General features: G+C 34.2%; 10 protein-coding genes. 3 read left to right on the top strand and 7 right to left on the bottom strand.

The genetic code is table 11. From position 1 onward, the window contains the following. Positions 1-49: 49 nt before the first annotated feature. Positions 50-2962: an FAD-binding and (Fe-S)-binding domain-containing protein gene (locus tag ES674_RS11410; protein WP_394348510.1), complete on the bottom strand. Its 2913-nt coding sequence runs from the start codon at positions 2960-2962 to the stop codon at positions 50-52. Positions 2963-3086: 124 nt separating this feature from the next. On the opposite strand from ES674_RS11410, the gene ES674_RS11405 reads away from it, so the two are divergent. The 3 genes from ES674_RS11405 (at position 3087) to ES674_RS11395 (ending at position 5627) form a co-directional block, all read left to right on the top strand. Then, complete coding sequence (locus ES674_RS11405) at positions 3087-3599, top strand: porin family protein (protein WP_148404175.1); 513 nt, start codon at positions 3087-3089, stop codon at positions 3597-3599. A 67-nt stretch (positions 3600-3666) separates the two neighbouring features. After that, complete coding sequence (locus ES674_RS11400; protein ID WP_148404174.1) at positions 3667-4548, top strand: sugar phosphate nucleotidyltransferase; 882 nt, start codon at positions 3667-3669, stop codon at positions 4546-4548. After that, positions 4548-5627, top strand: coding sequence for a phosphotransferase enzyme family protein (locus ES674_RS11395; RefSeq protein ID WP_148404173.1), 1080 nt, complete (start codon positions 4548-4550; stop codon positions 5625-5627). The genes ES674_RS11400 and ES674_RS11395 overlap by 1 nt, the downstream gene beginning before the upstream one ends. On the opposite strand, the gene ES674_RS11390 is transcribed toward ES674_RS11395, so the two are convergent. From ES674_RS11390 to ES674_RS11365, 6 genes are all read right to left on the bottom strand, one after another. After that, complete coding sequence (locus ES674_RS11390) at positions 5620-7026, bottom strand: Gfo/Idh/MocA family protein (protein ID WP_148404172.1); 1407 nt, start codon at positions 7024-7026, stop codon at positions 5620-5622. The two genes, ES674_RS11395 and ES674_RS11390, sit on opposite strands and share 8 nt — an antisense overlap. A 78-nt stretch (positions 7027-7104) precedes the next feature. Further along, positions 7105-8244 (bottom strand): N-acetyl-alpha-D-glucosaminyl L-malate synthase BshA, encoded by a 1140-nt coding sequence (bshA, locus tag ES674_RS11385; RefSeq protein ID WP_148404171.1) that lies wholly within the window; start codon positions 8242-8244, stop codon positions 7105-7107. Between the two features lie 105 nt (positions 8245-8349). Next, positions 8350-11265 carry a glycoside hydrolase family 3 N-terminal domain-containing protein gene (locus ES674_RS11380; RefSeq protein WP_148404170.1) on the bottom strand — a complete coding sequence of 972 codons (2916 nt, stop codon included), beginning with the start codon at positions 11263-11265 and terminating at the stop codon, positions 8350-8352. 245 nt (positions 11266-11510) lie between these two features. Continuing rightward, the gene (locus ES674_RS11375) at positions 11511-11996 is read right to left on the bottom strand and encodes an ABC transporter ATPase (RefSeq protein ID WP_148404169.1); all 486 of its coding nucleotides are present in this window, start codon (positions 11994-11996) and stop codon (positions 11511-11513) included. Further along, a complete protein-coding gene (locus ES674_RS11370) occupies positions 11980-12195 on the bottom strand; it encodes a hypothetical protein (RefSeq protein ID WP_148404168.1) in 216 nt (71 codons plus the stop codon). Before ES674_RS11370 ends, ES674_RS11375 begins: the two co-directional genes overlap by 17 nt. Next, on the bottom strand, positions 12192-12395 hold the full coding sequence (locus ES674_RS11365) for a hypothetical protein (protein ID WP_148404167.1): 204 nt from the start codon (positions 12393-12395) through the stop codon (positions 12192-12194). The genes ES674_RS11370 and ES674_RS11365 overlap by 4 nt, the downstream gene beginning before the upstream one ends. Between the last annotated feature and the right edge of the window lie 10 nt (positions 12396-12405).

The raw sequence follows: 12405 nt of genomic DNA, 5'->3' as shown, positions 1-12405 counted from the left end.
GTTGCTTTTTTTATGGAAATCTTAAACGAATCCCCTTGGATAAAGTGTTTTAAAGTAAAGCCCGTTTTAATATCGTAATGGGGTGTAAAGCCTGCCTTTTAGTACCATCTAAAATTTGATGACGACAGCTCGTGCCATTTGCTGCAATTACTATTTCTTTTGAAGCTTTACGAATTGCTGGAAATAAAGTCTGCTCGCCTATTTGCATGCTAATTTCGTAATGTTCCTTTTCATAGCCGAAACTACCAGCCATGCCACAGCAGCCACTAGTAATAATAGTAACCTTATAATTTTTAGGAAGATTTAATATATCAAAACTCGTTTTTTGATTGCTCAATGCTTTTTGATGACAATGCCCATGAAATTTTATAGTTTCAATTTCTGAAGTAAATTGATTGGGGGTTATATTTCCTAAAGCGATTTCTTGCTGTAGAAATTCCTCGATGTAAAACGTGTTTTTTGCGAGTTTCTCGGCTGCTTCTTTATTATTGGCCAACTTAATATATTCATCACGAAAGGTTAAAATAGCCGAAGGTTCAATACCAATTAATGGCGTTGTTTCCGAAATGATTTCTGAAAAAACAGTAACGTTGTTATTAGCTAATTTTTTAGCCTGTTCCAAAAATCCTTTGGATATAAAGGCACGACCAGATTCCTCATGTTTTACAAATTTCACTTCATAATTTAATGCTTTTAGAAGATGTAAAGCATCTCTACCAATTTCAGTATCTAAATGATTTGTAAACTCATCATTAAAGAAATAAATAGTTTTTATAAAATTTTTATTAACTTGATTGTTAGAATTTAAAATATATTCACCTAAACTTTTACTTGAAATTAATGGCAGACTTCTTTCATCTGCAATTCTCAAAGATTTTTTAATAATAATGCTCGTAAATCCGTTTGAAAATATAAAATTAGTAAGTCCCGAAAAACGACTACCATATCCGTTCAACTTGTTATTATAAGCAAACAGTTTGGTGCGCAAACTACTGCCATTTTCTTTTTGATATTGGTATTCAAATTCAGCTTTTAAAGTAGCCACATCTACACTACTTGGGCATTCACTGGCACAGGCTTTACAGCTAATGCATAGATCGAAAACATCTTTTAACTCTTTATGATTGAATTTATTTGCCTTTTCCGACGTTGTTAAAAATTCGCGCAAGGCATTTGCTCTCGCACGGGTGGTATCCTTTTCATTTCTAGTGGCGCGATAGCTTGGGCACATGGTTCCGCCAAATTCAGGCAATTTTCTACAATCGCCAGACCCATTACACTTTTCTGCTTCACGTAAAATACCTAATGACGCTGAAAAATCTAAAAGCGTTTCAACTTGGGGTTCTTCACGATTGGGCTGATAACGCAAATTTTCATCCATTGGAAAAGCATCTACAATTTTTCCCGGGTTAAAAATATTATGCGGATCGAAGGCTGATTTTATGCGCTTTAAAATGTCATAATTAGCTTGGCCTATCATAAGCGGAATAAATTCAGCTCTCACAATGCCATCGCCATGTTCGCCGCTCATAGAGCCTTGATAACGCTTTACTAGGCTTGCGACATCTGTTGTTATTTTTCGAAATAAAACAACATCTTCTTGTTGCTTCAAATTTAAAATAGGTCGCAAATGCAATTCACCTGCTCCAGCATGCGCATAATAAACTGCTTTTTGATTATAGCTAGCCATGAGTTTGGTGAAATCTGAAATATAACTGGATAAATCTGACAAGGCTACAGCCGTATCTTCAATGCAAGCTGCCGCTTTTTTATCACCTATAATATTTCCCAATAAACCCAATCCCGCTTTGCGTAATTCCATAGCCTGATTTATGGTTTCACCTTTTAAAACAACTTGCGCATAGCTTAAGTGTAGATTTGAAACGACAGTTAGCAAGTTTTCAATTTGTAAATCTAAATCAGTCGTTGAATTGGAGCGAACTTCGCACATCAAAATTGCTTCTGGATCACCTTCCACAAATTGTCTATTGGCTTGTTGGGTTTTGTTGTGTTTGGTTAAATCTAAAATGGTTTTATCCATCATTTCGCAAGTATGCAAATTATGCTGCATAACAGTTTCAACCGATTTTAAACAGGCTTCAATAGAAGCAAAATGTAAACAGATAAGGGCAGATTCTGCAGGAGGTAGTTCGTCTAACTTAAGTGTTATAGAAGTTGTAAAAGCCAAAGTGCCTTCACTTCCAGATAGCAACTGACACATGTTGAAAGGATTTTCGGAATTGCTGAACACATCAGAATCAAGCAATTTATCAATAGCATAACCTGTATTTCTACGGTGAATTTCTGGTTTTGGAAATTCTTTTAAAATATGGGATTGTACACTTTTTGGAGCTAATTCAGAATAAATGGTTTTATAAATCTCACCCTCTAAAGTTTCTAATTGTAATTTTTTTTGAAAGTTTTCTGAAGAAATTTCAGAGAAAACAACCTCACTTCCATCGCTTAAAATTGTGCTTAGTGCTTTTACTTTGTCACGGGTTACGCCATTTTGGATTGACGTAGTTCCCGATGAATTATTACCAACCATACCGCCAATCATACAGCGGTTGGATGTAGACGTATTGGGTCCAAAAAGTACACCGAACGGCTTTAAGTAATTATTTAAAACATCACGCACAACTCCAGGTTGCACTGTAACCGTTTTTTCGAGCGCGTTGAAACTTAAAATTTGGTTAAAATATTTAGATACATCTACTACAATTCCGGTCCCTACACATTGTCCTGCCAAAGACGTTCCTGCCGTTCTAGGAATTAAAGATGTTTTATGTTTTTGAGCAAAACTAATAAGTATCTTTATATCAGCTTCATCCATTGGAAACGCTACTGCAAGCGGCAACATTCTATACACGGAAGCGTCCGTTGCATAAAGGGATTTCATCAGATTATCATCATGTAAATCCCCTTTTAAATTTTGTTTTAGCCCTAGTAAAAATGTCTTCAAATTGCTTATATTTGTATAACACTAAAACTAACAAGAATTTCATTAATTTTAGTGTTATTTTTTACAAATTAAATGATCTATTGTTTCGTATTAAACGTAGATAAACTAATAAAATAAATAAATTATGAAAAACACATGTTTGGCTATTATAGCCAGTTTAGGATTTATTGCAATTGGATTTTCACAAGAAATATCTAAAAATGCTATTGGATTACGATTAGGTGATAGCGATGGTTTTGGTGCAGAAATTTCCTACCAACGCGCTATTGGAGACAACAACCGTTTGGAATTTGATTTAGGTTGGAGAGACGGTAAATATTACGATGGATTTAAAGTAGCTGGTCTGTACCAATGGGTTTGGAATATTGAAGGCGGTTTTAACTGGTATGCAGGACCTGGTGTAGGCTTTGGGGCTTACACAGTTGATAATGATTATTACAGAGGCAAAGATTTTTACAAAAGTGATGATTCAGATGCCTTTGTGTTTTTAGCAGGCGTTGTGGGTATTGAGTACAGTTTTGATTTCCCATTATTATTATCGTTAGATTTCAGACCAGAATTAGGTTTTGGAAACAGCAATTATGACAATAATGATTTAGATTTTGATATTGGATTAGGTGTCAGATACCAATTCTAATTTCTTTAAAATTTTCAATTACACAAAAGCACGCCCTTTATGGACGTGCTTTTTTTATATTTGTTTTATGACAAAAAAAACCTTGGCAATTATGGCTGCTGGAATGGGATCTCGCTTTGGGAGCTTAAAGCAATTACACCCTGTTTATAGCACCTACGCTATTATGGATTACAGTATTTATGATGCTATTCAAGTGGGTTATAATCACATCGTTTTTATTGTCAGTGACGAAACTTTTGAAACTTTTAAAATTCGATATTCTTGCGTATTTCCTGAAAATATTACTGTAGATTTTGTGATTCAAAATAAGGAATTAAAAGATTCCAGATCTCGCATAAAACCATGGGGAACTGGTCATGCCTTATTAGCATTAAAAAAAATCGTCACTTCTAATTTCACATTGATTAATGCTGACGATTTTTATGGAAGAAAGGCTTTTAAACTGATGTTTGGCGCCCTATTTAATGATGAGAATACAAATCATTATTTGATTGGTTATGCGTTAAAAAACACCTTATCAGAAAACGGATCTGTATCTCGTGGAATTTGTAAAACGGATTCTAAAAATTATTTAACAGCTATAGATGAACAAACTGCCATTATTAAAAATGATGTTGGTGATATTACTGTTCAGAATAATAAAAAAAGTAACATATTAAACCCCGAAACGTTAGTTTCCATGAATTTCTGGGGATTTAAAGCTTCTGTTTTTAATGTTGCTGATGCCTTATTTCTGAAATTTTTAAATGCTATATCAGATTTTGAAAAAGATGAATTTTACATTACCTATATTATTAATTATCTCATTGAAAATAAACAAAATAACATTCAAGTGCTAGCCACGGATGATGCTTGGTTTGGAATTACCTATTTGGCTGATGAACCATTAGCCCGAAAACAAATCCAAACGTTTGTTGATGCCAATATGTACCCTAAAAAACTCTGGTAATGATAGGTAATCTTGATTATATACGTGAAATTTTCGGAATTGACAATTCATCGATACAAATAGAAACGTTGCAATCGGGTCATATTAATGATACCTTTTTAGTAACGGATAAAAAAGATGATAAATTTATTGTTCAAAAATTAAACAGTGCTGTATTTAAAAATGCTGAAGCGGTCATTGCGAATAAAGTACTGGTTAGCGCGCATTTACAAGCCAATTATAAAAAGACAAATTCACCTTACCAAGCGGTTACCTATTTAAAAACAGCTCAAGACCAATACGTTTTTAAACATGAAAATGCCTTTTGGAATGTCATGCGTTTTATTCCTAACGCGTTAACGATTGAAATAGCAGAATCATCAAAACTCGCCTTTGAAGCCGGGAAATTGTATGGCGATTTTATAGTAAACACTGAAACTATTTCTTCGGAAGCTATTACCGAAACTTTAAAAGATTTTCATTCGGTTCCTTGGCGCTTTTCGCAATTTGAAACCGCTTTAAAACAAGCCAATTTCAACAGAAAAGAACAGACAGCGGATTGGATTCTGTTTGCTAAAAATCACCAATTAGCCATGTGTAAATTAGCAACTTTACAAACTGCAAACCACTTCCCTACTCGAATTACACACAATGATGCCAAATTATCTAATATTCTATTTGATGAAAACCACAATGGATTAGCGGTTATAGATTTAGATACCGTTATGCCCGGATTGGTGCATTATGATTTTGGAGATTCAGTGCGTTCTATTTGTGCTACTGCAACCGAAGATGAAATCGATTTAAATAAAATTGAGATAAATTTAGAGCTTTATGCTGCTTATTGCGAAGGCTTTGCAGTAAAAACAAAAGCAATTCTTACTTCTCAAGAAATAGCCTATCTACCATTAGGAATTCAAACCATCATTTATATTATGGGGTTGCGCTTTTTAACGGATTTCTTGAATAACGACACCTATTATAAAACGGCTTATCCCACTCATAATTTAGATCGTGCTGCTAATCAGTTTACCCTTTTACAATCTGTTTTTGATAATTTAGATGCTATTAAAAAAATCACCAAAACGCAGTTTACATAATATCTCTTAATATCTCACTTTTACGTGGCTTCTCCCAAGTTCCACCTGTAAAATCCGGGATTTTTGTGCTAGCACTATTATTATTGACTGATATTTCCGATAAAGGCGTAATAGCACTCCAAAGAACACTATCGTATAGGTTAATATCCAAAGGTAAACCTTGATTCAAAAAACGAATCATTCTATAAATCATCACGAAATCCATTCCGCCATGTCCAACAGCATTGGCATCAATTTGCGTTCGTAATTTTTTCCAAAGGGGATGATCATAACGCTCTCTGTAATCTTGATATTCTTCATCTTTTAACCAAGAATGTCCCCATTGCAATTCCTTATGTCCAACATATAAACGAGATGGATAACCTTCATGAACCGCTTTCGTTCCGGTAACAGTGTTTAATCTGGAATAAGGTCTGCCCGTATGCGTATCAAATTGAAGCATGATGGTTTTGCCTTTCTTCGTCTTAATTAATGAGGTGTTCATGTCGCCACAAGCAAACTTTTGAGTCTCAAAATTCTCCATTTTGGCAGCTTCACTTAAACTTTGCTCTCTAGAACTCATACTAACCATATGATCGTAATTATCACCACGACCAATATCCATGTAAAAACTAACAGGTCCTAAACCGTGACCGGTATAAAAGTTGCCATTATGTTTTTCATGATGTTTTATGCGCCAATGATCTTCATAATAGGTGTCATCCAACATGTGTTTGCGGAGATCGTGAATGTAAGCGCCTTCTGCATGATTAATATCACCAAAAACCCCTTGATCAATCATATTAAGTACCCAAAGTTCCTCGCCATTAAAACAGCAATTTTCCATGTACATACAATGCTTTTCAGTACGTTCAGAAACCTCTATTAGCTTCCAACAATCTTTCATGGTTAAGGCTAAAGGCTGCTCGCAGGCTACATGTTTATTGTTTTCCATGCCATAAATACACATTTCGGTGTGGAAGCTCCAAGGCGTTGCAATAATCAGCAAATCAATATCATCACGTTGAACCACTTTTTTCCATTCATCTTCACCTCCAAAATATAAATCGGCGGCTGTATCTTGAATGGTTTTTAAATAATCGTTTTGTTTTTGGACTTTAGCTTCTTTTAAATCGGAAAGTGCAACAATTTCAGAATGGTTATGCTTTACTAAATATTCAAACATTTGAATAAGTACAGCTCCTCTATTTCCCATTCCAATCATTCCAACACGGACTTTATCGATAGGTTTATCGGCAAAGCTTACCATATTTCCTTTGGCTTTATTAACCTCTAAAACAGCGTTAACAGCTTCTGTTTCTTGAAAATTATCTTGACGGTTACCTGCTAATAAACTAGGTGTAAGACCAAGAAAAAGGCCCGCTCTAGCGGTTAGATTTAGGAAATTTTTTCTGTTCATTTTATAGAGATTTTAAAAATAAATCTCAAGTTATAAAATAAAACTATATAAAAATTTTTTAGATTGAAGAAAGCGTTGTTATTTTAGGATTTTGCTTTTAGCCAACGTTTTTTCATAAATAGCTTCATATTGTGGTACTATTTTAGAAATATCAAATTTAGTGGCCTCTTTTGCTGCTTGAGCTTTGAAGGTGTTTAAAGTGTCTGTATCTCTCAAAATAGACAGCGCATTTTTACTCATATCATCCACATCACCTACATCACTTAAATAACCAGAAACCCCATGAACGTTCACTTCAGGGATTCCACCAGAATTACTTGAAATAACAGGAACTCCAGAAGCCATAGCCTCCAAAGCTGCTAATCCAAAACTTTCCGTTTGAGATGGTAAAAGGAATAAATCTGAAAAGCATAAAATCCGGTCAACTTCATTACTATTTCCTAAAAACACAACTTTATCCTCGATACCTAATTTTTTAGCTAACATTTCAGCGTCTTCTTTTTCGGGACCTTCACCAACCATCATTAATTTTGCTGGTAGTTCCTTTTGAATATTATAAAACACTTTAATAACGTCGGGAATACGTTTCACAGATCGGAAATTACTAACATGGGTAATAATACGTTCCTCATCTTTAGCCATCATAGCACGTTGACAATCCGTGAAATTATTAACATACTTACCAATATCAATAAAATTGGTTATAACTTCAATTTCATTTGTAATATCAAATAAGCGTAAAGTATCTTTTTTTAAACTTTCAGAAACTGATGTTACTGCATCCGAATTATTAATACTAAAAGTAACAGCTGTTTTATAAAAAGGATGGCTTCCCACAAGCGTAATATCAGTTCCGTGCAAGGTTGTTACAAATGGCAAGTTGATGCCTTCTGCCTCCAACATCTTTTTAGCCATATAAGCGGCATAGGCATGAGGAATGGCGTAATGCACGTGCAAAACTTCAATTTTATGAAGCTTTACCATATCTACCAATTTACTAGAAAGTGCTAGCTCATACGGTTGATAATGAAACAATGGATATTCTGGAACCGTAACTTCATGAAAATGTACGTTACTACCTAATAATTCCAATCTAACAGGCTGTTTATAGGTTATGAAATGGACTTCGTGACCACGTTTTGAAAGTTCAATTCCTAATTCCGTTGCAACAACGCCACTACCTCCAAAAGTTGGATAACATACGATTCCTATTTTCATTCCTATCTGTGTTCTATTTTAAGTTTCCATGAGACGAAAACTTATAATTTTTACATTTCAACCATTGGTCGTAAAACATTGAAATTCTATACAAATAATCAAAATTTAATCGATTATAGCTTCGTAAATCAATTGTTGAATGTCAGTTCTAATATTTTCCTTTAATAAGGTATTTGTTCCAGCGCTTGGAAATGTTCTATTCGCTAAAAACACATAAACAATTTCTTCATCTGGATCTGCCCATGCATAGGTTCCTGTAAATCCAGAATGCCCAAAACTAGACATAGATACACAACCACACGTTGGTCCCGACGTTCCTAATTGCGGTTTATCAAAACCAATTCCACGACGGTTATTTTGATCACAATAGAAACAGGTATTAAATTTATCTAAAGTTTCTGGTTTAAAATAGCGCTTGCCACCATAAAATCCTTTTTGCAGGAAGGTTTGCATAATTTTAGCCACATCATTGGCGTTACTAAAAATACCCGCATGTCCGCCAACTCCACCTTGCATAGCCGCACCCATATCATGCACGTAACCTTGAATTTTTTGATAGCGGTAATAATCATCAATTTCTGATGGTACAATATTAATATCACTAAAAATACTGCTCGGGTTGTAAGTTGTGTGATTGGCGCCCATTGATTGGTAAAAATGATCTTGAACCAACTCGTCTAAACCTTTATCATAATAATTTTCAATATATTTTTTAAGAATAAAATAGGGCAAATCGCTATAACGGTAGGTTAAACTTTTAAGCAAATCTGTATCCTTAATAATTTTCTGCATAGAATCTTGATAATCCGCGCGCATGTATAATTCATTGGCCACTTTTACGGTAAATTTCCCGCCAGATTCATTTCTATAATATCTAGGGTCTGGTTTTTTATTAGCATCCAAGGTTTTAAAGTAAAAGGGAATCCATGGACTCAAGCGCGCATAATGCGAAAGCATTTGTTTTAAAGTGATGTCTTTTTTATTAGAATTAGCATAATCTGGAAGAATTTTAGATAATTTAGTATCCAATGTTACAGCGCCTTTTTCTTCCAATTCCATCAATAAAGGCAAGGTTGCTAAAATTTTGGTAAGTGAAGCCACATCATACATATCATTAAACTTGACTGGTTCGGCATTAGGTTCATACGTATGTTTTCCAAAATTTTTATTATAAATAACCTTTCCCTTTCTAGCTACCAATAGTTGAATTCCAGGCGTCATTTTTCCATCTACAGCTTTTTGAGCAATGGCATCTATTTTATTCAATTTTTCACTGCTCATACCCACGCGTTCTGGGATGGCATAACCTAAACGAGATAAACTAGACAAATTTAATCCGTTTCCAGCAACGTAACCGTTTCCTATGGAAACTGGCAAAACACCTTGAGCTTGAACGGCTCCAAAAATAATTTGTGCAGACGCATCTTGAGCTATTGGACTGTTTTGATAGCTAACAACCAAACCTTCAATGTTTTCTAACGTTTTTAAATCCAATAGAGCATATGGTCTTACAAAAACATCTAAAATAACGTTATTGGTTCTTGATATTTCATAAAGCCAAACGAGCTCTTTATCCGTGAAATTGAAACTTTTCCAAGGACTTGTGTTGGAACGGTGAAAACCTATAATTACTGTATTGTAAGCCTTTAATTTCTCAATAACTTCATTAAGATTATCACCAACAACTTCGTGAACTTTACCATATTTTTGAAGTCCTCTTAAAAAATCTGAACCATCGTCATCACCTAATTTCAAATAGGCGATTTTTTTTGTTTCTAAATTTCGGATTGGTAAAATATCTCCTTTATTTTTAACAACGGTAATGGCGCTTTCAATTAATTTTTCATAAAGAACATCGTCTTGAGGTCTATTTAAATCTGAAACCAAATTTTTCAATTCAACAGGTTTCAATTTATTTAATCCTACTTTATACTTCGCCTTTAATATTTTTTTAACCGAATGTGCTAAACGTTCTTCTGAAATAGCTCCAGCCTCATAGGCTTCTTTCAATTTATCAATCGCTTTTGGTGTATCTTCAGAAATAAGTAAAATATCATTACCTGCTTGAAAAGCTGCCAAATCAATATCACCTGGACTACTAAAATTAGCCACACCTTTCATATTTAAAGCATCAGTAAAAATTAGGCCTTTAAAACCCATTTGATCTTTAAGAATATCTGTAATAATATGTTTGGATAAAGAGGATGGTAAGCCCACTTCTGGTTGTAAAGCTGGCACATTTAAATGCGCAACCATAACACTAGAAACACCATCTTTAATTAAGCGTTTGTAAGGATATAATTCAATAGAATCTAAACGCTTTAAATTAAAATCAAGCGTTGGCAAAGCCAAATGTGAATCGGTATCAGTGTCTCCATGACCTGGAAAATGTTTCGCACTTGATAAAACGCCTGCATCATGCATGCCTTTCATAAACGCCGTTGCTTTTTCCGTTACGTTTTCACGATCTTCTCCAAATGAACGGTTACCAATAATAGGGTTCTTCGGATTTATATTAATATCAATATCTGGAGCAAAATTGAAATGTACGCCTAAACGCTTGCAATGCTCGCCAATATTAAACCCTGCTTTTTCAACAAGTTTATTATCTTTTATAGCACCCAATGTCATATTCCACGGAAAAGCATAGGTAGAATCCAAACGCATACTCAATCCCCACTCGGCGTCCATGCCAACTAATAAGGGGGTTTTAGCTGCTTTTTGTAAAGCATTATTGAATTTAGCCTGACTAACTGGATCTCCTTTAGAAAATATAATGCCACCAATATGATTATTAGTCACCATCTGACTAATAATATTTTCATGGCGTAAATCTTTATTTGAAAAAGCCTGAACCATAAAAAGTTGGCCAATTTTCTCATCCAATGTCATTCCTGTATAAATACTATCTACCCATTTCATTTGTGCTTGGGCGTCTGCCGTTAACAAAGGATCTGGCGTTTGCCCATAAACCAATGAATTGGTCGTAATACAAAGAACTAGAAAAACGAGTAATCGCATATTTGAAGAGGAATTATTTTTAAGATATGATTCAGATTCTGTGCCAAATTACCAATTTTAGTAGGAATAATAACAGACTTTAAGATAGATTTATAACGAAGCTATTGAAGAATTATTGATATAAGACGCCTAATTTTTCAAGAAAATAAGAAAGAAATTTTCCCGAAAATTATTTGATTTCAATCCTCCTGAAAATTCAAAGGTTAAACTTTCAAATTAGGAGAATAAAACAATATTTATAGCTACTATTTCATAAAGCGCGCATGCCAACTTTCACTTGCAGGAACTTCCCAATGCTCTTTAAATTCAGCAATAGTATTCACTAAATTATTAAAAACGATGGTGTTTTTAGAAACCGCACGCTCTTTAGCCATTTTTCTGAAATTGGTTAACGTTTTATAGGCTACAAATTCACCTTGCTTATAGGATACATTCATTTTATCCATTAAATCCACGTCGTATTCTTTTTCCAATTGTTGGATAAAATGCACGGATGCATCAATTGAACAACCCGTTGCTTTATTTAAATCTTGGTTTAACGCCAAAATAATAAATCGTTTATACTCAATAGTATAGCCAGCTTGTAAATCACTTCCGTGAGCCGTCCAATTTTCAACAAATACATCCAGTTTTGAAGTAATTTCTTCAATTTCAACATCTGTAAATGTGCGATTGGCTTGAAATATCCAAACACGTGATTCTTCGGGTAATGTATTAAAATCTACTAACATTATTTTTCTTTTTAGTATTCGTATAAACTGCTGTAAGTCCCATTATTATTCCAAAAGTGATGAAATAAAACAAAAACTGATTTAAATGAAAAGGCTGCTTATCTGCATAGTCAAAACCTGCCATACCTAAAGCAAAAATGAGACCGTGGATAGCACCAGAAATCAATCCTATTTTAATGGTTTTTGAATTGAATCTCATGGTTCATTCTTCTTATCCACTTTATAGCCAAAGGCTAATGCCATAAAAAGTCCAGTAAAAACTGCTTGAAAAACATATTTTTCTATGACAATGGGTTCTTCTTCAAAAAAATCCCAAAGAAAAATTCCAAAACCGCTAAAAAAACCAGCAACCAGACCAAAAATAAGACGTGATTTGAACGAAGTTTTCTCACTTTTCACGACATTCCGT

Source organism: Bizionia myxarmorum, from assembly GCF_008086205.1.
Classification (GTDB): domain Bacteria; phylum Bacteroidota; class Bacteroidia; order Flavobacteriales; family Flavobacteriaceae; genus Algorimicrobium; species Algorimicrobium myxarmorum.
This window is presented reverse-complemented; position numbering and strand designations above follow the sequence as displayed.